22 protein-coding genes and 2 riboswitches are annotated in these 23,490 nt (G+C 43.3%); of the genes, 19 read left to right on the top strand and 3 right to left on the bottom strand.

Features of this window, described 5'->3' with window-relative positions:
* Positions 1–117: 117 nt before the first annotated feature.
* Positions 118–1,440 (bottom strand): amino acid permease, encoded by a 1,323-nt coding sequence (locus NSQ55_RS16375; protein ID WP_076190229.1) that lies wholly within the window; start codon positions 1,438–1,440, stop codon positions 118–120.
* 128 nt (positions 1,441–1,568) lie between these two features.
* On the opposite strand from NSQ55_RS16375, the gene NSQ55_RS16370 reads away from it, so the two are divergent.
* The 3 genes from NSQ55_RS16370 (at position 1,569) to NSQ55_RS16360 (ending at position 4,488) form a co-directional block, all read left to right on the top strand.
* Positions 1,569–2,471: a LysR family transcriptional regulator gene (locus tag NSQ55_RS16370; RefSeq protein WP_076133707.1), complete on the top strand. Its 903-nt coding sequence runs from the start codon at positions 1,569–1,571 to the stop codon at positions 2,469–2,471.
* A gap of 28 nt (positions 2,472–2,499) precedes the next feature.
* Positions 2,500–3,405, top strand: coding sequence for a tyrosine-type recombinase/integrase (locus tag NSQ55_RS16365; protein ID WP_076106781.1), 906 nt, complete (start codon positions 2,500–2,502; stop codon positions 3,403–3,405).
* 111 nt (positions 3,406–3,516) lie between these two features.
* Complete coding sequence (locus tag NSQ55_RS16360) at positions 3,517–4,488, top strand: glycosyl hydrolase family 53 (protein ID WP_248548697.1); 972 nt, start codon at positions 3,517–3,519, stop codon at positions 4,486–4,488.
* A gap of 191 nt (positions 4,489–4,679) precedes the next feature.
* On the opposite strand, the gene NSQ55_RS16355 is transcribed toward NSQ55_RS16360, so the two are convergent.
* Entirely contained in the window at positions 4,680–5,603 is a 924-nt protein-coding gene (locus NSQ55_RS16355; protein ID WP_036687562.1) for an L-lactate dehydrogenase, read from the bottom strand.
* A 172-nt stretch (positions 5,604–5,775) separates the two neighbouring features.
* Between NSQ55_RS16355 and NSQ55_RS16350 the strand changes: the two genes are divergently transcribed.
* The 15 genes from NSQ55_RS16350 to murB all read left to right on the top strand — a co-directional run bounded on the left by NSQ55_RS16350 (position 5,776) and on the right by murB (position 22,088).
* Positions 5,776–7,158, top strand: coding sequence for an amino acid permease (locus NSQ55_RS16350; RefSeq protein WP_076277012.1), 1,383 nt, complete (start codon positions 5,776–5,778; stop codon positions 7,156–7,158).
* A 30-nt stretch (positions 7,159–7,188) separates the two neighbouring features.
* Positions 7,189–8,478, top strand: coding sequence for a hypothetical protein (locus tag NSQ55_RS16345; protein WP_081387523.1), 1,290 nt, complete (start codon positions 7,189–7,191; stop codon positions 8,476–8,478).
* 223 nt (positions 8,479–8,701) lie between these two features.
* Complete coding sequence (locus NSQ55_RS16340) at positions 8,702–8,878, top strand: hypothetical protein (protein WP_169744776.1); 177 nt, start codon at positions 8,702–8,704, stop codon at positions 8,876–8,878.
* Between the two features lie 193 nt (positions 8,879–9,071).
* Positions 9,072–9,464, top strand: a complete 393-nt coding sequence (locus tag NSQ55_RS16335) for a DUF2500 domain-containing protein (RefSeq protein WP_036687780.1) — start codon at positions 9,072–9,074, stop codon at positions 9,462–9,464.
* Positions 9,465–10,306: 842 nt separating this feature from the next.
* A complete protein-coding gene (locus NSQ55_RS16330; protein WP_076126705.1) occupies positions 10,307–10,738 on the top strand; it encodes a cell wall hydrolase in 432 nt (143 codons plus the stop codon).
* 144 nt (positions 10,739–10,882) lie between these two features.
* Entirely contained in the window at positions 10,883–11,347 is a 465-nt protein-coding gene (gene gerQ / locus NSQ55_RS16325; RefSeq protein ID WP_036687556.1) for a spore coat protein GerQ, read from the top strand.
* A gap of 314 nt (positions 11,348–11,661) precedes the next feature.
* On the top strand, positions 11,662–12,978 hold the full coding sequence (locus NSQ55_RS16320; RefSeq protein WP_076184382.1) for a hemolysin family protein: 1,317 nt from the start codon (positions 11,662–11,664) through the stop codon (positions 12,976–12,978).
* A 161-nt stretch (positions 12,979–13,139) separates the two neighbouring features.
* Positions 13,140–13,892, top strand: a complete 753-nt coding sequence (locus tag NSQ55_RS16315) for a DsbA family protein (RefSeq protein ID WP_081387610.1) — start codon at positions 13,140–13,142, stop codon at positions 13,890–13,892.
* Entirely contained in the window at positions 13,889–14,353 is a 465-nt protein-coding gene (locus tag NSQ55_RS16310) for a disulfide oxidoreductase (protein WP_076126701.1), read from the top strand. The genes NSQ55_RS16315 and NSQ55_RS16310 overlap by 4 nt, the downstream gene beginning before the upstream one ends.
* A gap of 194 nt (positions 14,354–14,547) precedes the next feature.
* A riboswitch (cyclic di-AMP (ydaO/yuaA leader) is annotated at positions 14,548–14,707 on the top strand.
* Between the two features lie 124 nt (positions 14,708–14,831).
* Entirely contained in the window at positions 14,832–16,649 is a 1,818-nt protein-coding gene (locus NSQ55_RS16305; RefSeq protein WP_076126699.1) for an APC family permease, read from the top strand.
* 203 nt (positions 16,650–16,852) lie between these two features.
* Positions 16,853–17,860 carry an iron-hydroxamate ABC transporter substrate-binding protein gene (locus tag NSQ55_RS16300; protein ID WP_081383366.1) on the top strand — a complete coding sequence of 336 codons (1,008 nt, stop codon included), beginning with the start codon at positions 16,853–16,855 and terminating at the stop codon, positions 17,858–17,860.
* A gap of 220 nt (positions 17,861–18,080) precedes the next feature.
* Entirely contained in the window at positions 18,081–19,136 is a 1,056-nt protein-coding gene (locus tag NSQ55_RS16295; RefSeq protein WP_076184381.1) for an iron ABC transporter permease, read from the top strand.
* A complete protein-coding gene (locus tag NSQ55_RS16290) occupies positions 19,136–20,170 on the top strand; it encodes an iron ABC transporter permease (RefSeq protein ID WP_076184380.1) in 1,035 nt (344 codons plus the stop codon). Before NSQ55_RS16295 ends, NSQ55_RS16290 begins: the two co-directional genes overlap by 1 nt.
* 55 nt (positions 20,171–20,225) lie before the next feature.
* Entirely contained in the window at positions 20,226–21,026 is an 801-nt protein-coding gene (locus tag NSQ55_RS16285) for an ABC transporter ATP-binding protein (RefSeq protein WP_036687549.1), read from the top strand.
* A gap of 150 nt (positions 21,027–21,176) precedes the next feature.
* The gene (murB, locus tag NSQ55_RS16280; protein WP_339168039.1) at positions 21,177–22,088 is read left to right on the top strand and encodes a UDP-N-acetylmuramate dehydrogenase; all 912 of its coding nucleotides are present in this window, start codon (positions 21,177–21,179) and stop codon (positions 22,086–22,088) included.
* A 64-nt stretch (positions 22,089–22,152) separates the two neighbouring features.
* Here the strand turns inward: murB and NSQ55_RS16275 are convergent, their stop codons facing one another.
* Positions 22,153–22,488, bottom strand: a complete 336-nt coding sequence (locus NSQ55_RS16275; RefSeq protein WP_076184379.1) for a hypothetical protein — start codon at positions 22,486–22,488, stop codon at positions 22,153–22,155.
* 315 nt (positions 22,489–22,803) lie between these two features.
* A riboswitch (PreQ1 riboswitch) is annotated at positions 22,804–22,847 on the top strand.
* Between the two features lie 163 nt (positions 22,848–23,010).
* Here NSQ55_RS16275 and queF point away from each other — a divergent pair.
* Positions 23,011–23,484 (top strand): preQ(1) synthase, encoded by a 474-nt coding sequence (gene queF, locus NSQ55_RS16270; protein ID WP_036687775.1) that lies wholly within the window; start codon positions 23,011–23,013, stop codon positions 23,482–23,484.
* Positions 23,485–23,490: the final 6 nt, after the last annotated feature.

Here is a 23,490-nt window from a genome sequence, read left to right as displayed (position 1 = left end):
GCCCGTTTAGGACTAGTTAGAGATTTGACGCTATTTGCACATTTATCGCCTATTGAGCATGGTTTCGGACACCAGTACAACTATTCCTTAAGGAGAAGTTCAAACGCAGTTAGAGCCTTACAACACCTTTTGTTGTTCCTTATGCATTTCAGGACCAATCTCTTCAGTGACACGTATCCTCTGTTTACGCTTATTACGGATAATCCAAACGAATACCAAAGTAATGAGTAGCGGATAGCCTATCGCCCAGCCCGTAAAAGGAAACACAGCAGCTGTTGCTAAAAAAGAAATCCAGCTTATCATCACACCTAAGCGACTTCCTTTGAGCAGACGTATTCCTGCAGCACAACCTCCGATATAAGTCAGGATAAAAGTAGCATTCGGAAACTGGATCAGAGTGGTGATGGAGAGGGACCCGCTGCCATACAGCGTCATCACCGATACAAAACAGAGCAGAAGAAAAGCTATGCCACCGATAGGGGTATGATACTGTTTGGATATTTTACCCATCCATTTCGGCGCAGAGCCTTGGCGGGATAAAGCATAAGCCACACGTGAGGCAGCTCCTGCATAGGCAATAATTGTGGCTGTACAGATGAACAGACCGGTAAGTCCGGCAATAAATCCTCCCCAGCGCCCAAGAGGCTGACTAATAATCCAGACGAGTGAAGTGCTTGATCCACCTTTGAGGTAGCTTTGTGTACCAACAGTTGCTAGTGCGGAGAGAAAATATAGAATCCCTACTATAATAGCGGCGATAGTTACTCCTTTAACGGCGGCACGCTGTGGGTCCTTGAACTCCTCAGATAGGTGTGAGACAGCCTCCCAGCCAATAAAACACCAGAATAAGATTGCAGCAGCCTGGCCAATGCTCATCCATCCATGTGGGATAAAGGGAGTGAAGTGTTCGACTTCCATACGGGGCAGTGCAGTAGCAAAGGAGAAGACCAGCACAGCAACAATCGCTATAACTACCGCTATTTGTACCTTTCCAGCTACCTGCATACCAATCCAGTTCGTAATCAGGCCAATGACCAACATAATAGCGGCAATAGTAATTCTTGCAGATTCGTCCCAGCCCATAGCGGCGGTCATATAACCAGCTCCAGTCAGTGCAGCAACAGGTGCGCCAATCGGAACGGACATCAGAAAGAACCATCCTACCAGTGAGCCAGCTTTTGGACCAAAAGCAAGCGTTACAAAATGGGACACGCCTCCAGCGTTAGGGAATTTAGCAGAGAGCAGACCCATTGATAAGGCCATCGGCAAAATCAGCAACGACATAAATCCCCACGCCAGTAATGAAGCGGGACCCGCCATTTCTGCAGCTAAACCAGGAACAATTAAGACCCCAGAACCCAACACAGCCCCGATGTAAAGGGCAATAGCCTGAGGCATGCCAATGTTTTTTTGTAAAGTGTTTGAACCGGATTCCTTCATGTTTTTTTATCCTGCTTTCCTTGTCTTTTGTTCTAGAGTAGCAGATAATAGATCCATTGGAAAAACAGAATTTTTGAATAGTATCCATTCGATATTCCGATGGTTCATTTTCATTTAGGGGGAAATTCATGGAGTCACGTCATCTTTTTACCTTTTTAGTGGTAGTGGAGACGGGCAGTTTTACTAGAGCAGCACAGAAGCTTGATTATGCACAGTCCAGTATTACTGCACAAATCCAAGCACTAGAGTCTGAAATTGGTCAGCCATTATTTGATCGGATCAGTAAAAAGATTATCCTAACCGACGCAGGGCGTCGGTTGCTCCCGTTCGCTCAAGAAATATCCAGAATGCACACTTTAGCAGAGGACGCGTTACGTTCGGATAGTGAACTTACGGGTTCTTTACGGATTGGGGCTCCTGAATCTCTAGCTGCTTTTCGCTTACCAGGTATTATTAAGGAGTTTCGCGCTAAATATCCGAAGGTGCAAATTCTTCTGAAGCCTGGAGCTTGCTGGGAACTATCAGATTTTGTCCGTTCGGGTGAACTGGATTTAGCGTTCTTGTTGCAACCTGAGACGGAAGATAAAGATTTAAATATAGAAACATTAGTACATGAGCCGATGACGCTGATCGCAGCGCCAGATCATCCCTTATTAAATCTTGCTGAGGTAGAACCCCTTCATTTAAAAGGAGTGACCATACTTCATACCGAAACGGGCTGTTCCTACCGGACTTTATTTGAACGGCATTTGAACAGTTACGGTGTTTTTCCTGACCCCACGTTAGAGTTTTGGAGCATCGAGGCGATAAAGCAATGTGTGATGGCTGATCTTGGCATTGCCTTTCTTCCATTAATTACTGTGAAAAATGAACTCTCCGAAGGCAAACTTGCCAGGTTGAATTGGAATGATGAATCACAGCGTGTGGCGACGCAGATCGCCTATCATCATAAGAAATGGAAATCGCCCGTACTGACGGAGTTCTTACTTGCGATACAAAAACATGCTGAGCAATGGAGAAGTCTAATATAGATCAACGTTAACAAGGAGGCTCTAAGGCATGAATGAGTGGTGTGAAGACTACGAAGAAGGGCTGGAGGCCTTTCTCATCTGGATGAAGGATGCCGGGTACACTCCCTATACGCAAAAATCCTATTTAGTAGATGTGAAACAATTTTTAGACAGCCTGAATGGTAAAAAGCTTGAGACGGTGAAGAAGCTGCATGTCATTTCTTTTTTGACCTCTGTCCGCGAACGTGGAGTGAGTGATGCGACCCGTAACCGGAAGCATGCTGCGATTAACTGTTTTTTCAAGGCATTGATCGAGCTGGAATTACTTCAGAACAACCCGGCAGCCGGGATTAAGAAATCCAAAACGGAGATCAATCGTGAGCCGGTCTACTTAGATGAAAGTGATCTGGGTCGGTTTTTATCTTCTATAGATGGTAAATACAAAAAGCGCAATTTAGCAGTTTTTTTGTTGATGTCCTATATGGGGCTTCGGGTGGGGGAAGTCCACACGCTGAATTTGAGTGATTATAATGTAGAAAGACATTCTCTCCGTGTGTTTGGGAAGGGGCGTAAATGGCGTAATGTGCCGGTTCCCGAGGATGTAGTGCCTTTTCTGGACTCTGCATTAGCAGAAAGGTTAGATCCTTGGCGCAGTAAAGAGGAAGCGATGTTCATTTCACAAAAAGGACGCAGGTTGTCGATCCGCGGCATTCAGCAAATTGCAGCAGATACCTTTGATCGTTTCCAAAGGGATGTGCCAGCAGCACAGCGACGTCCGTATTCAAGTCATAAGCTCCGACATTCCTTTGCAACCATGCTGCTGAGAAAAGGGGCAGATCTGCGCACTGTACAGGAACTGCTTGGTCACTCCTCGATCCAGACTACAACCGTATACACACATATTACCAGTCGTGAGAAGGAAGAGGCTATGTCTAAATTGCAAATCCAGCTGTGATAGAAAAGAAAGAAACCTCCTCAGAAAATTGATAACAAAAATAACTTGTTATTATAACGGTATTGATTTATTCTAACAGTTATTAAGAGTTTTTTATAGGAGGTCCTAATCGTGAAGGATGTATTTCTAAAAGGGATGACTTATGGCTGGGGATCAAAACGAGGTGAATACCGTACAGAATATGCAGAAGATTCGATGAGAAAGCTGGCGGAGACAGGAAGTGAATGGATCGCCTTATCTTTTTGGACATGGCAAGACACAGTGCATTCAACAGAAATTCATTATGATTACGGTTACACGGTGACAGATCGTGATCTCGCACATGCGGTACAACTGGCAAAACAGCTTGGTCTTAAAGTTTGTCTTAAACCGGTTGTGAATTCGAGGGATGGCATTTGGAGAGCTAGGATTGGATTTCCGGAAGAGGGAGAGATTTATTGGGCAGCATGGTTCCGTTCTTATACAAATTTCATTAAACACTATGCAGAGTTGGCGGAAGATCTTGAATGTGAGATGTTCTGTATCGGCTGTGAAATGGTAGGCACAGAGTCTAGAACTGCGGAATGGAGACAATTGATTCAAGAGGTCACCAATCTTTATACAGGGCCGATCATTTATAATGCCAATCATGGCAAAGAAGAAGGAATCGAATGGCTGGATGAGGTGGATTTTATCGGAACCAGCGCTTATTATCCGGTAGCTTCCGTGCCGGGAGATTCTTATGAGAATATGCTGGCTGGTTGGGAGCGGCAGAAACCGCGGCTTAAGTCACTGTCTGAGCGATTTGGCAAGCCTCTCGTATTCATCGAGATTGGATGCCGAAGTGCGCATGGATGTGCCACCATGCCATGGGACTTTACATACACAGACTTACCGTATTCAGAAGATGAACAAGCCAACTTCTATCGGTCAGCGCTGGAAGCATTCTGGAATGAACCTTGGTTTGCCGGTTACTTCTGGTGGGACTGGAGCACGAAATTATATGCCTTGGAAGAGGCTTCCATTGACCGTGGTTTTGATATTTATGGCAAAAAAGCCGAACAAGTTCTCAAAGAATATTACAAGCAACCTATCACTAAATAAATTGATAAAAAAGATCCGGAATTTCAGGTGAGCCTGGCCTGCTAAAGGATCTTTTTGTCATTGGCAGGCTAAGTTAATTCGTGTTATATTAAAAACCGTCCTTTTCATAGTGGAGGCAACGCTCCACATATAAAAAGGACGGTTTCTTGTGTCTTTTGTAGTCAAAAAGGGCTGTTTCCAGCCATATTCGCTTACAATTCTAGCTTAGCTATTTCTGCTTTTAGCTTCTCAGCGGATTTCTGGAATAAAGCCTGTTCGGTTTCATTGAGTGGGAGGTCCAGTACCTGTCGAACACCCGAGCGATCTACTACGCAAGGCGCACCGAGATAGACATCCGAAACCCCGTTATAGTTATTTAATAAAGTAGAAACATTCAACACGGCGCCTTCATTATGAAGAATGGAGACTACAATTCGGTCCAGTGCAAGAGCTATTGCATAAGAGGTTGAGCCTTTGGCATCAATAATTTCATAGGCTGCATTCTTGGTATCTTGGAAGATTTCTTCGCGTTCTGCTTCGTCAAAACCAAGATCAATCCCAGCTACATTCGCAAGACTCCAAACCGGAAGCTCTGAATCTCCATGTTCACCGATGATCTGTCCGTGAATACTGCGAGGATCGATTTCTTTGTGAAGACCGATCAAATAACGAAAACGAGCACTATCAAGTACCGTACCAGAACCAATTACACGTCTGCGGTCAAACCCACTTATTTTCAAAGTCGCGTAAGACAGAATATCTACAGGGTTAGTTGCAATAAGTAGAATGGCATGTTGGTTATACTTTGTTATTTTTTCAATGATATCTTTAAAAATCGAAATATTTTTACGAAGCAGATCTATCCGGGTTTCTCCCGGTTTTTGTGATGCACCGGCAGTGACTATAATGATATCTGCTTCACGGCAGTCTTCATAAGTACCAGCCCATAACTTCACACCACCGACAAAAGGCATGCCGTGATTCATATCCAGTGCTTCGCCAAGTGCTTTCTGATGATTAACGTCAATAAGTACGAGTTCGGGCATACGTCTACGTAACAATAATGTATAGGCTGTAGTTGTACCAACTGCTCCAGTACCGATAACTACGACCCGATTGGGTTTTGGGGGGGCCATGTCTCCATCTCCTTAATATTTCAAATTTTTGGTTTCAATCTTGTCCATCATAATCGTTAACGGTAGTGTTTTCAAGCTGATCTTATTTAATGCATTACCCTAATTAAGGCCATACTAAAATGTGATTTTTATTTCATTATCTTAGCAAGACTAGACAGGAGAGAATGTAAGGATGGATTTATTTCGTAAAAAGGCTCTAAACATACCCACAAGTTCTGAGGGGACGCAGTTAAACAAGACGTTGGGTGCCCTGGATCTAACAATGCTTGGGGTAGGAGCCATTATCGGCACAGGTATTTTTGTAATGACAGGAGTTGCCGCAGCAGAACATGCAGGTCCTGGTCTTATAATTTCTTTTTTACTAGCGGCGTTTGCCTGTGTGCTCTCGGCATTATGTTATTCGGAATTTGCTTCGACCATTCCTGTTTCCGGGAGTGCTTATGCTTATAGTTATGTAGCCTTTGGAGAACTATTAGCTTGGATCTTAGGCTGGGATCTTGTCTTGGAATACGGAGTTGCCGCAGCGGCTGTAAGCAGCGGTTGGTCAGGGTATTTTCAGGGGTTATTAGAGGGCTTTGGGATACATCTTCCAACCGCACTATCGGGGGCTTATAATGCAGAAGCGGGTACAATAATAAATCTGCCTGCAGTAATCATCATTTTGTTGATTTCCTATTTACTGACTCGGGGAACCAAGGAAACGGCACGCTTTAACGCAATCATGGTTTTTATCAAAATAGCAGTGGTGCTTCTATTTATCGTAACAGGATTTTTCTATGTGAAGCCAGAGAACTGGACTCCGTTTCTCCCTTTTGGGTACCATGGCGTGATCAATGGCGCGGCCACAGTGTTTTTTGCCTACATAGGTTTTGATGCGCTAGCAACCGCTGCTGAAGAGGTGAAAAGACCCCAACGTGATTTGCCGATTGGAATTATTTCATCCCTTGCTATCTGTACTGTCTTGTACGTTCTTGTCTCACTCGTATTAACGGGTATTGTTCCATATACTGATCTCAATGTTAGTGATCCTGTATCTTATGCGCTTCGCTTTGTAAATCAGGATATGATTGCTGGTCTGATCTCTGTTGGAGCCATTGCGGGAATGACTACGGTACTGCTCGTGATGTTATTCGGTCAAACTCGGCTGTTATTTGCCATCTCACGTGATGGCCTACTGCCCATAAGTTTATCTAAGATTAATGCTAAAACACAGGTACCTGTACGAAGCACATGGATGGTAGGTATCTTAATAGCTGTGTTAACGGGTTTCATCCCACTGGACCGGTTGGCAAATCTGACAAGCATAGGAACATTGTTTGCCTTTTTTGTAGTGTCTTTAGGGGTAATCGCGCTTAGATATATTCATCCGGATTTAAAAAGAGGGTTCAGAGTTCCTTGGGTACCTTTCATTCCGCTGTTAAGTGCGGCAACTTGTGGTATTTTGATGTATAATCTAGGAAGTGAGACTTGGATTGGTTTTCTAATTTGGACAGTTGTTGGACTTCTAATCTATGCACTATATGGCTATCGTAATAGTAATTTGAATCATAAATAAGATTCAATCCATCCGAGAGGAGAGAGGTTATTGGCATCTAAGATTGCTGGATTGAAGGGAATAAGATTAATATTGATGCTGATTTTGTTAGCGTGGGTGGTCACGGCTTGTTCATCTCCTCCCCCTGAACCTACTCAGCAGCCACAGCCGACAGAGGCACCTGAAGAAGGACAGACGATAACCCTGATTACTCCAGACGCCAATCATATTGACAATGATAGCGCTCCGAAATATCAAATTCAGACTCGTCTTACAGATTTTCAGCTACTTAGTGAAAGTGAGGGTCTGGCCTGGGGGGTTACCAAAAACGAACTCCGGTTGTACTTGACCCGGGATAACGGAGCAACTTGGGCTAATATTTCACCAGCACCAAATGTGCAGTTCCTCTCCAATCCTGTGTATGGGAAGGGGATTTTCTTCACGGATCCATCTCATGGTTGGATTATAAGAAGTGCTTTTGGCTCGACAGAAACGATTGTGCTGCGAACCACAGATGGTGGCCAAAGCTGGAAAATCTCATCTTTAGGAGATGTGAATACAGTATCCTCTGTATATTTCAACTCACCCAGAAAGGGTTGGCTGATGACCTCATGGAACGCTTCTTCCAATAAAGAGAACAAGGCACTTTTTTCAACGACAGACGGTGGGGCCACTTGGGAAGAAGTGATGCAGAATGAGCAATACAATCCGAATTTCCCAAATGATTCGATACCGTTTGCCGGGGTCACCACTGGAATGATTTTTCGCAATAGTACACATGGATTTGTGACACTACAGACAGGTGCTCTTCCCAAAATCTTTATGACAAAAGATGGCGGTAAGAGCTGGAGCCTCGGGCCAGCTTTTCTAGTTAACGAACGTTTAGAAGATTGTGACCGAGTAATTACTGGCAAACCGGAGTTCTTCGATGCTAGTAAGTCTACTGGTTGGATGTCTGTTGGCTGTCAAAAGGATAAAGAAAAAACGATCACTTACCATGGATATTTTACAGCTAACGGCGGCGCTAATTGGAAATTCGCATCCTTTGGATTGAACGCACAAGCTGGTGTTAATCGTCTAATTGCTCCGACTTTTTTGAATTCACAGATCGGTTGGACTATACTCGGCGACACCCTTTACCATACGATTGATCAAGGAGCGACCTGGTTACCTCTTAAAGAGAGCAGTGTACTGAGATCTAAGCTTTTGGAATATCCGGAGATTGTAAAGCTACAGTTTTTTTCTACTGAGGTGGGGTGGCTTTTGATTGAGAAAAAAGAGGACAAGCGCTCGATACTGTTACAGACTACGAATGGTGGTATCAGCTGGCGTGTAATGTAATAAGGAATAAGAACCTGCCTGATGGTAGGTTCTTTTGTTGTTAGCAGAGTGGGGGTTTATTGTTGTTTGTGAATGATTGAATATAAGGAAAAAACTTATTTAAAATTTTCTTTATAAATGTGAAAAAAATCACATGACATTTAAAGAATCCTGTGATATATTTAACACATAGAAAACAAGTTCAAATTTTCACAAACTCAGACATCGAATAGGAGAGATTACAATGAAAACATTCGAAACAGATTATATGACAAGAAACCTTTTGCAACTTTGCTACAACTGTGATGACGCTCATCTTTGTGAAACTGAAGAACAATGCAGAGCTTGCTGGGCTGAAAATGGAATGTTAGATGATCAGACAGACGAAACTAAGAAATTGCTAGACCTAGTTCATGCTTAATTTAATAACTGAAAACTCTGTATAGAGACCACTCGAATTCTTGATTTCTAAGAAAACGAAGTGGTCTTTTTTGCATCTAGTCTCACTTATTTAATGCTTTCTGGACTAGATGAGGCATATACATGTACAGAAGTACCCAGAACGCAGCAATTAGGCTGAATTCAAGAGGAAGAAGGGGGAAACTGTCATGGGAATGGGCCCGGATCTTTCATGGATGTTTGATTTTGCCGGAACGGTGATGCCGATCTTTATCGTTGTTATGATTGGTATTCTTGCTATATCAGCAGGCAGGGGCTTGCTTCAATGGGGCAGGAACAATGGCTCCCCCATACTAACAATCCCTGCACATATCGTTAGCAAACGGACTGAAGTACGACAGCAGCAGCTTCAGGAAGAGAATGGCTCAACTCGTACAAGTACAACTTACTATTTAACGTACGAGCTGGAGGGTGGTAGTCGCATGGAATTTAAAGTAGATGGCCATGAATATGGCTTGAGTGCAGAAGGCGATAGAGGAATGCTTACTTATCAAGGAACCAGATATCATGGATTCCAACGACAGCCACAATACTCAACTGCGGAGTAGTCATTTGTATTAAATCAAAACAGCGATCCTCATGCTCATGGTGGATCGCTGTTTTGCGTTTTGGTTATGTACCATTCAAGCTCATTGATACCGTAGCTCTCAAAGCTCACTGACCTCGTAGTTCTCAAAGCTCACTGTAGGTGCGATCATCTATTAAGTGTCAGATCTTCATTACCCTCTCACTTTGCGGACCCAGATGACGTTATTTGCAAATTCACACTCTTTTGAGCCTAGTTTCGGACTCCAATGCAGCTATTCATTAGAAAGAGGTTTATAATCGTTGCTTTGCGGGCCAATAGGGGCTTTGGGGTCCGTTAGAATCCGAAAAGTGGATTAATATCGCGAATAAGGTCAGCTGTGTCCGATAGCGCCTTCTGAGCGGGTGCTGACGTTGACATCGATATCAGCACCGATTCGACGCTACCACCGACGTGGACTCTGATGCTAAAGCTGTCGTTAACAAGAACATCGATGCTGACGTAGATAATTGTGGCTAGCACCGACACCGATGCTAAAGCTGTTGTTAACAAGGACATCGACGCTGACGTTGACAATTGTGACTAACACTGACACCGATGCCAGCACTGATTCGACGCTAACCTCGACGTCGACTCTGATGCTGCCACCGACCCCGACTCTGACGCTTTAGCGCTGACATATGCAGCATATGGACATACGCAGCTTAGAGTGTAGATAATGGGGATTTGCTGAGTGGTTAAAAGGAAAGATCCCTACTCTAAAAAATAGGCGGGAACTGTCACCTCTTAGGCGAATGCACATACTATACAGCATGCAGTTAAGAACGAGGTTGCTACAAGAAGTGACCCCAAGGAGGAGACAGCGTGGCCGTCATCAAAACGAACTCGGAAGATGTGAAGGTGCTGGCGCGGTTGATGAGAGCGGAAGCTGAGGAAGATGGAGATCTCGGCATGCTCATGGTCGGCAATGTTGGCGTCAACCGGATTCTTGGCAATTGCTTGGACTTTAATAACATTCGGAATGTGAATGATATGGTCTATCAAAGTCCTGGAGGTTTCGAAGCGCCGCAGAAGGGATACTTCTACCAGCGAGCCAGAGAAGCAGATATCCGTCTAGCCAAACGTGTAATTGCTGGTGAAAGAACCTGGCCAGCTACCAATGCTTTGTGGTTCTTCAGACCCGCAGGTGATTGTCCTGCAACCTGGTATAACCAACAAAACACAGGCCGCTTTAAAGCCCATTGCTTCTTTACTCCGACCGGAGAAGATTGCCCGACTGTATTTATCGGCAATTAGCATGGTAACTGTGCAAAGAGAATTACTCAATAAAATGAGTAATTCTCACAGAAAGTTAGTGTGATTTCAATTGTGTCCAAATGTAAGTTTCATTAGTGTCCAAAGGAGCTCATGCTCTGATAAACATTTAGGAGGTTTCAGTAAATGATCGTTCAACCTTACCGCCCCGTAACTTATACCATCGGTAGTGTCTCTTCTTCAGGTATGCCAATGTCTTCCGGAATGCCGATGTCATCAGGAATGCAAGGCATGGGCAGCATGCCACCCCAAGTAAGCAGTGGTAGTCCAATGACTCCAGGGGGAGTAGTAGTTCAGAATCCACCACAAACGTTCGAACAATCCTACATTGAGAATATTTTCCGCCTGAATTTAGGAAAAGTAGGTACGTTTTATTTTACTTATGAGAACAATAAAGACTGGAATGCCAAAGTTTACAAGGGTGTGCTGGAAGCGGCAGGCCGTGACCACATTATTATCAGTGACCCTGCGACTGGCCAACGCACCGTCTTACTTATGATTTATTTTGATTATGCTACCTTCGATGAGCCCCTTACTTACCAATACCCAGGTGTAATTGGCAATCCTCCAACGATGAGAAATTGTCGCTAAATTTAACCTATCTTCGATGAGAAGAACTCCAACGCCAAACGGTTAGGAGTTCTTTTTTTTTGAGATGAATTTATGGAATAATCTTGATAATCATCGCCCATTTTTTTTCGAAAGGACACGCATGCTTGCGGTTTGCCCCAATATATTAATATAATAAAGTATATATTCAAAAACGTGATTCTAGACTGGAGATGAAACCATTGGGAAATTGATACTGAAAGGAACAAACGGCAAGCATTTTGCCAATACTCTGAAAAAACGAAGGAGGTGGGCCTATCCATCCATGTACGGAAAATGGTGGATAGGAGTATAAATTGAGCGACCCTTTACCCGGTATATTACATGTTGGTCTTATTATTTTGTTGGTATTGTTAAACGGATTTTTTGTTTCAGTCGAATATGCAATGGTGAAAGTACGAAGTGGTAGAATTGATACCCTGATTGAAGAAGGTAGTAAAAAAGCTTTTAATGCAAAAAGCATTGTCAGCAACCTGGATGGCTACCTCTCAGCCTGTCAGCTCGGCATTACATTGGCTTCGCTTGCGTTAGGGTGGCTGGGTCAACCAGCTATAGCTAATCTTATCGGGCCTTTATTAGGAAGCATAGGTTTAGGAGAAACTGCTGTTAATGTTGTATCTTTGGTTATTGCTCTTATGTTCATTACTATCTTGCATATCGTATTAGGTGAGCTTGCACCTAAGACCATTGCTGTTAACAAGGCTGAATCTGTCCTTTTACTAACAGCAGGACCGATGAATGTATTTTACAAAATCATGTATCCAGTGATATGGATCGTTAATGGGCTGGCGCGTGGTTTACTGCAAATTTTCCGATTAGCCCCGGCTTCAGAGCTGGGAACGGCGCATACGGAAGAAGAAATTCGTATTATCATGCAGGAAAGTAACAAAAGCGGCTTTATAGATAATACTGAAATGGCGTTAGTTGACAATATTTTTGAATTTGTGGATACCATGGCTCGGGAGATCATGATTCCGCGGACAGAGATGATCTGTCTGAATAATCATGTTTCTGCTGAGGAGAACCTTGAGATTGCCTATGATGGCATGAGGACACGTTATCCCGTCTGTGACGGTGATAAGGATCATATTTTAGGCTTCATCCATATAAAGGACTTAATTAAGGATCGTCCACAAAGTTATCAGAAATTAATTCGTCCAATATTGACCGTGCCGGAATCCATTCAGATTAGTGCTTTGCTGAAAGTTATGCAGCGTGCGAAGACACAAATCGCCGTATTGATCGATGAGTATGGGGGTACTTCAGGAATGGTGACACTGGAAGATATCATGGAGGAAATTGTTGGAGAAATTCAGGATGAATTTGATGAGGAACGTCCCGGTGTTGAGAAGCTTGGCGAGGATGAACACTCCATTGACGGTTTGATGCTTATTGAAGAGATTAATGATCTTTTAGGTCTTCATATGGAGACTGAGGATTACGATACGATAGGCGGCTGGCTGTATTCTAAATTGGAGGTTAATCCACCTCAAAAAGGGCAATCCGTAGAATTTGATGATCATCTATTTATTGTAGAAGAGACTGAGAATAAGCGAATTTCTCGAATTAAGCTATTGCGGTTACAGTTATTGAATGAAGAAGCTGGAGCTTAATGGAATTATATATTTTTAAAATAAGAGCAGCGTTTCTCCTTTTGGAGTTACGCTGTTTTTTTTGACCATACTGTTTGCCAAAAAGAGATTAATAATTATATAATTTTAAATGTATATGATAAAAACTACATTAGTCCCTAGAGGACAGAAAGGAATTCTCCTTGAGTAAACCTAAAAAAAGTCCAAATGTTCCCCAGTTGAGCAAACAAGAGAAACGACGGGTAGAACAGGAGCAACAGAAGCAGAAAACGAGAATTTTAGTTATTAGTTCAATAGCTGTAGTAGTTATCATTTTTGTTGGATTGTTTATGTTAGCTTCGAAAGATGCAGCAAAGAATGTCTCTACAGGAGAACCGGTAGAATTCAATTACAGTGAGCTACCTAGGATTGGTAATGAGGATGCACCTGTTAAGCTTGTTGAATTTGGTGATTTCAAATGTCCAGCTTGTTCCCAATTTGCTGGCTCCATGAAACCGAAAATTGTTCAAGATTTTGTCAACGAGGGAAAAGCAGCTCTTTACTTTGTAAATATGGCTTTCGTTGGTCCTGACTCTGAGACAGCTTCACTAGCTGCATTGTCTGTATACCATCAGAATAAGGATGAATTCTGGAAGTTCTATGATGCTGTGTATGCGCAGCAAGGGGATGAGAGCGTGGAATGGGCGACTGAGGATTTCTTGGTAAGCCTTGCTGAAAAAGAGAAATTAGCGATCGATTACGATCTGTTGCGTAAAGACATCCAAGAGAAAACTTATGCAGATGAGCTGAAGAAAGACATTCAGTTGGCAACTGACTCAGGCGTGACAACTACGCCTTCGCTCTACATTAATGGAGTGAAAACGGCTGAACCTTTCGATATTGAAGCGATTACATCTGAAATTAACACCGCCGCAAAAGCAGTGGAGGCAAAGTGACAAAATTCCTATCTTTTTGCAAGCGTAACTGCCTCTATCTGGCCTGGTTCGTCTCTTTGGTTGCTGTAGCTGGTAGCTTGTATTTAAGTGAAGTCTTGAAGTATGAACCTTGTAAGCTTTGCTGGTTTCAGCGGATTTTTATGTATCCGCAGTTATTTTTGTTGGGAATTGCCACTTTCCGTGGAGATAAGCGCATCATTCCTTATGTGCTTCCATTAAGTTTGATTGGTGGCAGTATCTCAATCTATCATTATGCGGAACAGAAGATTCCAGCGTTAAGTAAAGTTCTACCTTGTACAGTTGGTGTTCCTTGTAATAAAGATTACTTGAACTACTTCGGATTTATAACGATTCCTTTGTTAGCTTTAATAGCGTTTGCTCTAATAAGTCTCCTTCTTTGGTATGGACGTAGGGAAGAAGAAGTGATTGAAGTAGATGCTGAGGAGAGCTTAGGATTTTAGTTTTTACTTTGGAAGGTACAAAAAAGCTGAAAAGGTATTAAAATCACGGGCTAGAGGGATAATTGAAGATAATGAAAGAGAGCATCCAATAAGACGCTATATTTGAGCTTATTGGATGTTTTTTCATTCTTTTTTCATTTTTTTCAACGCTTTACTGTAGGCACTTTGTAGACTAATATTAGACCTTGTGAGAAGTTGAATATGCGCTGAATTTTCTTAGGAAAAACGGGGGAACCAAACTTGGCATTCATGCCAATGGGGTGAATCGGAACCGGGTCGAACAGACCTCTACCGTAGGGCTATAACCACAGCCCGAATCCGCCAGCTAACCTCGTAAGCAAGGTGGGAAAATGACCATGCATAAGCATGCGGATCATTTCCGTATGCTTATTTTTGTGTCTGCATTTATGAAATCCACCGATGAAAACAGCGCACGGAAATTCCGTTTCAGCTCCCAAAGAAAGGAACTGTATCCACCATGGTAAGCAAGGTAAAACGACTATTGATCGGACGTCCGATGAAGTCGAATGAACTCGATCATGAAAAGTTATCCAAGGTTAAAGCACTGGCTGTTCTGTCTTCTGATGCGCTCTCGTCTGTAGCCTACGGAACGGAACAAATTCTGATTGTACTAGTGGCTGCCGGGTTTACTGCCATCTGGTATTCCCTGCCAATTGCATTAGCCGTATTGGGCCTGCTGGCCATCCTGATTTTATCCTATCGGCAGACGATTTTTGCTTATCCGCAAGGAGGCGGAGCTTATATCGTAGCCAAGAGTAATCTTGGTATTCCGACAGGGCTGCTCGCTGGGGGTTCATTATTGGTGGATTACATTCTTACCGTAGCGGTTAGTGCCTCGGCAGGGACGGATGCGATCACATCGGCTTTTCCAAGTCTTCATAATCATACTGTTCTCATCGCTGTATCTGTTATCGTTTTATTAACAATCATTAATCTTCGCGGAGTGACTGAATCGGCTTCATTTATCGCAATTCCAGTGTATTTGTTTGTGGTTTCGATTGTTGTTCTGATTATCTCCGGTATCGTTAAATATGCAATGGGTGGCGCGCATGCGAATGTTCCTGAAATAGGCAGCGCCGTATCTAATGTAAGTTTGTTTCTACTATTAAAAGCGTTTAGCTCTGGTTGTTCAGCCCTAACGGGGGTTGAGGCCGTATCTAATGCGATCCCAAACTTTAAGGCACCGGCTGAGAAAAATGCAGCCAAGACGCTAATGATCATGGGACTTATCCTTGGCTTTATGTTTACCGGAATCACTGTGCTGGCATATTGGTATGGTATTGTGCCAGATGAAAAGGCTACGGTTGTCTCTCAGATCGCTGAATCGACCTTTGGCCGTGGCGGATTGTACTTTTTCATTCAAGGGATTACAGCAGTGATTTTGTTCTTGGCAGCTAATACAGCATATTCAGCGTTTCCGCTGCTCGCCTTTATGTTTGCAAAAGATAAATATCTGCCACATGCATTTATGGTCCGTGGTGACCGCCTGGGCTTCTCAAACGGCATTATTTTTCTAGGAGTTATGTCTATCATACTTGTGACTGCATTCCATGGGAATACGGAAGGTTTGATTCCACTATATGCGGTAGGCGTGTTCATTCCTTTTACCTTATCCCAACTGGGGATGATGGTGCATTGGATCAAAACAAGACCCGCTGGATGGGTGAAAAGATTTGTAGTAAATACCATCGGTATGCTGACTACATTGACGATTACGCTTATATTTATCATTACTAAATTCTCGAGCGTATGGATGGCATTCATTTTCTTACCTGCTGTAATGTTCGTGTTCCACCGTATTCATAAGCATTATTTGAATACTGCGGATCAACTGCGTATATGTCCGGCTACTGATAAACCTGTAATTAAAGGAAGTACTGTAGTTGTTCCTGTTGCAGGGGTTACACGTGCTGTATTACATTCCATCAGCTATGCGAAGTCTCTAACAGATAATGTTGTTGCTGTGTATGTAGGCTTTGATGAAGAAGACATTCATAAGATGGAGCAACGGTGGGAGGAATGGAATCCAGGTGTACGCCTGATTGTTCTTCGTTCCAGATATCGTAGTATCATTCGTCCGTTAGTGAAGTTTATCGATACGGTAGAGTGGAAGACCGCTGCGACGGATCACATCACGATTTTGATTCCACAGTTTATTACCAAACATTGGTGGCAAGCCGTGCTTCATAATCAGACCAGCTTTTTAATCCGCTCGTATCTAATGAATCAAAAGGACGTTGTAGTAGCGACTGTCCCGTATCATTTAAATAAATAAGTAGAAGATTAAAGATGAGGTTATATCCGGAACGTTCGGAATATAACCTCTTTTGTATTTTATATGAAGGAAATTGTTGCAAATCCACAGAATTTGAAATTTATATGTTGACACAGAGAATGAGAATCAATATCATTTAAAAGTGAAGCAGAGGTAAAGGTCACCTTTGAATATCAAAGCAGTTACATATAGGAGGGTTTTTAATGTTTTGGCTTAACAGAAAAAGATCAGGAAGCATGAAAGTGACGATGAGCGGACTAATAGTGATGACGCTAATACTTTCCGCTTGTGGTAATAATAATGCTGAAAGCTCATCAAATGCAGGAACAGCGCCTACAACAGCGCCTACAGCAGAATCTACAGAGGCACCTGCTGCACCTAAGACGTTAACAGATGCAATGGGTCATAAAGTAACGATTCCGGCTAATCCACAGCGCGTTCTGGGTTCATATTTGGAAGACTCTTTGGTAACTCTGGGTGTAACTCCAGTAGCTCAATGGTCAGTTACAAACGGCGTTCAGGATTATCTGGCCACTGAATTGAAGGATGTTCCTACAATTAGTTACGACCTTCCGTTAGAGGCTGTAACCAGCTTTGCTCCGGATCTTATTATCATCCCATCGGAGTCTTCTGTTCAGAACGGGATTTACGATCAGTTGAATAAGATTGCACCCACTTATGTAATTGGGGATGAACTAAATCAAGATTGGCGCAAATCGTTGCTCAAGATGGGTGAGATTTTGAACAAAACCCCTGAAGCAGAAAAAGCCATTAAAGATTATGATGTTAAAGCAGCGGCTGCGAAAGAACAGCTTGCAGGAGCTATTGGACAAGAGTCCGCGGCTATTTTATGGTTGGTGCAAAAAAACTTCTATATTGTAGACGAAACCCGCAGCAGTGGAGCTGTATTATATACAGACCTTGGCGTAACGCTGCCTAACTTAGTAACAGAGATCCCAGTAGGAACAAGAGCAACTTGGAATCCGATCTCACTAGAGAAGCTTTCTGAGCTGACCGCAGATCATATTTTCCTTGTAAATAGTGATAAGACTGAGGGTTCGGAGATCCTAGATAGTGCAATCTGGAAGGGCATCCCAGCTGTAAAAGCTGGAAATGTGCATGAAATGAGCTCAACAAGCAGCTGGCTTTACAGTGGTGCGAACGCTGGCAGAAAAATCATTGACGATGTGCTAAAAAGTCTTGTGAAATAAAAGTCGTAATTCACCATGAATGAGACTGATCATTTCGGTGGGGAAGAGCGTGCAGATCAAGTATCTCGGGATACAAAGATCTGCACCATTTTTTTATAAACCAATCCCATAGTACGGAAAAATCGATCCTGCAATTGTACAACATAAATATTTTTGCGATAATGAGAATGATTGTTGTTATCATATAAACCATTGTAACTATTGAATAAGGAGACGACTCATGGTTTCACCCTCAGATTTCGCAAATCGTATTAAAAATGAACCCAAAAAAGCTCTACATACCCGACCGGCAGCTGCCATTGGTATTCTTATTTTTGGACTTGCTGCCATTGCCTTCGGATTGGCACTTTCGGTCTCAGTAGGTGCAGCAGATATCAAGTTAGCTACGGTATGGGAAGCTATATTTCATTTCAATCCAGATTTACAAAAACATCAGGTAATTAGAGAACTGCGATTTCCACGTGCTATTGCTGGCGCCTTAGTCGGTGCTTGCTTCGCAGTAGCAGGGGCTATCATGCAGGGGATGACAAGAAACCCGCTTGCGGATTCAGGGCTGTTAGGCTTGAATGCAGGAGCAGGGGTAGCGCTAGCCATAGTATTTGCTTTTGCACCCTCACTCTCATTCACTTCACTAATGTTGTATTGCTTTATCGGTGCCGCTGTGGCCTCTTTTATCGTATTCGGAATCGGTTCGCTTTCTTTTAATGGCCTGACCCCCTTGCGATTGACATTAGCAGGTTCGGCTGTTAGTGCTTTATTGGTTGCTATTAGTCAGGGAGTAGCTATTCTTTTCAACTTATCTCAGGACATAGCCTTCTGGTTAGCTGGTGGGATGGGTGGAGCTAGCTGGACTCAGATCAAGATTATATTCCCTTGGGTGGCCGTAGCCTTAATTGCAGCAATGATGTTATCACGATCCGTCACATTGCTCAGCTTAGGAAGAGAAGTAGCGGTTGGTCTGGGGCAGCGGACAAGGATAGTTCAATTGGCATGTATGATTGTTGTGGTTATCTTAGCTGGAAGCGCGGTTTCAACGGTTGGCCCGATTGCTTTTATAGGACTAATTATTCCACATGTTACACGTTATTTCGTTGGAGTGGACTACCGCTGGATTATCCCTTGCTCGGCAGTTCTAGGGAGCTTATTGATTATCTTTGCAGATATTGCCGCAAGAATGATAAATGCACCTTATGAGACACCGCTAGGAGCTTTAATTGCCATCATCGGCGTACCGTTCTTTATTTATTTAGCGAGTAAGCGGAAGGGGGAGCTGTAATGCCCAAATTAACCCTTACTCCAGATGAAAAAGAACGCCGCACACGCGCCTTAACGGTGTTAGCGCTCCTTGCTATACTGATCGTCGTTGTGTTTATAGTCAGTATGAATACAGGGTTTATGCGTCTATCCCCACTAGAGGTATTACATACACTCATGGGTGATGGAACACATCAGCAAAAGCTTATTTTATTTGATTTCAGATTACCCCGCATCGTAATTTCATTGTTAGTTGGAGCGGGCTTTGCAGTATCGGGCTGTATTCTACAAAGTCTCGCACGTAATGCACTCGCTGAACCGGCTACGCTGGGCATAAGTGCTGGTGCAGGTTTTGCGGTAATCATTTTTATCTCGTTTTTTCCGGCTACAACAGCAGCTCCGGTATTTGTCTTGCCTCTCCTAGCGCTTGGTGGGGCTGGCCTGACCGCAGCTTTAATCTATATTCTTGCCTACCGGAAGGCAGATGGTCTGTCTCCTACAAGGCTGATCCTTATCGGGATTGCGGTCGCTGCAGGAATCAATGCTTGCCAGCTTGTATTGGCACTTAGGCTTGATCCTAATAATTATCAATTTGTAGCTACTTGGATCGCCGGGAAAATATGGGGTGGGGATTGGAGATTCGTCCTTGCTTTGCTGCCTTGGATCGCGATTCTGTTACCGTTCGCCTTCTATAAAGCCCGGGTTCTAAATGTATTGAATCTAGGGGACCACACTTCATTAGGTCTAGGAATGCGTGTGGAGAAGGAACGTATTCTCCTTCTGGTAACAGCCGTAGCGCTTGCCGGCTCCTGCGTCGCGGTAAGCGGAGGTATTGGCTTCGTCGGCCTGATAGCACCACACCTGGCTCGCAGGCTCGTGGGACCCCGCCATCAAGTGTTATTACCTGCTAGTGCTTTGACAGGGGCGCTTCTTATGATTACCGCTGATACCATCGGCAGATGGGTGCTGCAACCTGCGGAAGTTCCGACTGGCATTGTGGTTGCGATTATTGGCGCACCTTACTTTTTATATTTACTCGCCAAGTCTAAAGCGTAAATTAGTTCATACTTAGGAGCATAGCTCCATAAAACTTTTAAGGGAGTTGTAGATCATGTCAGAACGTTTGAATACAGAAGAATTAAGTATTGGGTATGCAGAGGCTACTATAGTTAAAGGCTTGAACTTGTCTATCCCTACGGGAAAAATCACCGCACTAGTGGGCGCTAACGGCTCCGGTAAATCTACAATCCTCAAAACGATGGCCCGGATTATGAAGCCGAAGAGTGGCACCGTAATGCTGGACGGCAAATCGATCCATAACTTTTCAACTAAAGAGGTTGCTCGTCAGCTAGCGATTCTACCGCAGAACCCAACGGCTCCTGACGGTCTGACGGTATCTGAGCTGGTCAGTTACGGTCGTTTCCCTCATCAAAAGGGATTTGGCACGATGACCGCAGAGGATCGCAACATCATCTCCAACGCCATCTCTGTTACGGGCATGGAATCTTTTCATGATCGCCCTATTGACCGTCTCTCTGGTGGACAACGTCAACGCGCTTGGATCGCTATGGCGTTGGCTCAAGAAACAGATATTTTATTCCTTGACGAGCCTACAACGTTCCTAGATATGGCGCATCAGCTCGAAGTTCTTCAGCTTTTGCAAAAGCTGAATGAGGAAGAAGGCCGTACCATTATCATGGTCGTGCATGATTTGAATCATGCTACTCGTTATGCGCAGCATATGGTAGCGATTAAGTCCGGTACTGTGGTTAGCGAAGGCTCACCTACTGAGGTTATGACACCAGATGTATTGCGGGAAGTGTTTGGAATTGAAGCGGATATCGTTCCGGATCCACGTACGGGTGTGCCACTGTGTCTTCCTTACGAGCTTGCTGCCTATAAAGCTGTGTAATTATCATCTAAAATCATATAACGAACAGGCTCCCGTCATTGACAAGGGAGCCTGTTCGTTGTTACAGTTGTGGTTGCCTACAATTTCATAATAACTCTTTAAAATAGATCAAGGACCATCATTTATACATGGTTAAAGGAGCATGAAAACATGAATATTGACAAAATTCAAGATGACCTAGAGCAGCTAATGACTGCAGGAAAAGTGAAAAGTCATGAGTATTTAAAAGATCACGTGTACACTAAAATGGGCGGAAAAGCTGATATTTTGGCTGCACCAGCTACTTATGATGAAATTCAAAAGATTGTTACATATGCAGAACAAAATGGGATAACCCTTACGGTACTTGGGAATGGCTCCAATGTGATTATCCGTGATGGAGGGGTACGTGGAATCGTTCTGCAAACGGCAGGACTGACCGAAATGGGAATTCGCGACAATCTCTTATATGCGCAATGTGGTGCCAAAATAATTGATGTTTCCAGATATGCGCTTGATAAGGAGCTTACGGGTCTTGAGTTCGCCTGTGGCATTCCAGGAACAGTTGGTGGAGCGCTCTATATGAACGCAGGTGCTTATGGCGGTGAGATCAAAGATGTCCTGCATAGTGCACTAGCTATAAATAAGAACGGGCAATTGGTAACTCTGCAAGGAGATGAGCTGCAATGGGGATACAGAAAAAGTGTATTCGCAAGCGGTGAGTATATTGTACTTGAGGCCAAATTTGCTATGACTTCCGGTGATGTTTTAACGATCAAGGCAAAAATGGATGAACTAACATATTTACGTGAATCGAAGCAACCGCTTGAGTATCCATCCTGTGGGAGTGTATTTAAGCGGCCTCCAGGCCGTTTTGCAGGACAGTTAATTCAAGAGAGCGGCTTACAGGGTACAAGAATCGGCGGTGCTGAGGTATCCAAGAAGCATGCGGGATTTATTGTGAATGCAGATAATGCAACAGCCAGTGATTACATCGGGCTAATCCACCATGTAAGAGCGACTGTGAAGGATAAATTCGGTGTAGAGCTTGAAACTGAAGTGGAGATCATTGGAGAAGAATAAATGATAAGCAAAAAGAGCCCGCAGATCGCTGTGGGCTCTTTTTGCTTATCATAATCATGTTCGTTTAATCTACTGAAAGGGTGTAATTAGCTCTGTCCGTAGTTATTTCTGCCTTGCGGTCGGCTAAGTCTACGATTTGAAGACCTTCAACAGCTAAATCATAAGTGGATTGTGGCAGGGATACCAGTTCACCATCGGCGTTAAGTGTGCTGCCGAAACCTCTTAATATCAGTGCACTTCCAAGATATTCATCAATTACGTCATCTGCACTGCGGAAATCTACGGCCTCTAAATTGAAATGAACTTTATCCAGATCACGAAGTTCTTTCTTTTCAATAGCGATTGTTTCATTCAAATGATTGTTAAGCCAATCCATAAGCTGCTGTATACTTTGTTCCATAAAATGCTCCCACCCTTAGCTCGAAGATTATTATGAATAAGTTACCCTTTTCTTAGGATTTGAATCCTTTTTTTTTGCCACATCTTAATTAACTGTATGAATAATTCATGTGATTAAAAAAAGAAATTCACGACCAAATTGGCATTGTTTTTGAACTTCATAAACTCTACATACGCAGATCTATCCGCGGTAACCTGGAGTTATTTGCTGATCTATATAAGGTAACAGTAAAGAGTAGAACTTGTCAGGAGCGGGCTACCCATGGTATAGTTCAAGACGCAATATGCTTTAAGAAGAAGTCTGCGCTAAAGTTGTGCAGGAGAGGTTCGCGAACTCCCTCTATAAAAAACTAAGAATATATTAAACAGTACAAGCGGTTGCTGTCCTTTATCCGGACGTTGCTTCCGTTTCTTCTTAGTGGAGCCAAGTTTTCGAAATCTCGTTCTTCTTTCCATTACCGGCCAAGGCCGAAGGAAAAGAGAGGGGTTTTTTGTCGTGTCAGAAGGAAGATTGAAAGAGGAAATGCAGGAAGTTACTTTGCTTGGTAATCAGGGAACACAGTACAAGTTTGGTTATGATCCAGACATTCTGGAGGTGTTTGATAACAAACATCCCGGGCGTGATTATTTTGTTAAATTCAACTGCCCTGAGTTCACTAGCTTGTGTCCTGTAACGGGTCAGCCGGATTTTGCCACGCTGTATATTTCGTATATTCCTGAACAAAAAATGGTGGAATCCAAATCATTAAAGCTGTATCTGTTTAGCTTCCGCAACCATGGTGATTTTCATGAGGACTGTGTCAACATTATTATGAATGATCTGATCTCTCTGATGGATCCGCGTTACATTGAGGTATGGGGCAAGTTCACTCCGCGCGGAGGCATTTCAATTGATCCTTATTGCAACTATGGAAGACCGGGTACGAAGTATGAGGCGATGGCGGAACACCGCTTAATCAATCACGACCTCTATCCAGAAAAAGTGGACAACCGCTAAATTCCA

Origin of the sequence: Paenibacillus sp. FSL H7-0943 (assembly GCF_037963265.1) — a bacterium.
GTDB classification, from domain to species: domain Bacteria; phylum Bacillota; class Bacilli; order Paenibacillales; family Paenibacillaceae; genus Paenibacillus_AQ; species Paenibacillus_AQ odorifer.
The sequence above is the reverse complement of the archived record's forward strand: the minus strand, read 5'-3'. Positions and strand labels throughout refer to the sequence as shown.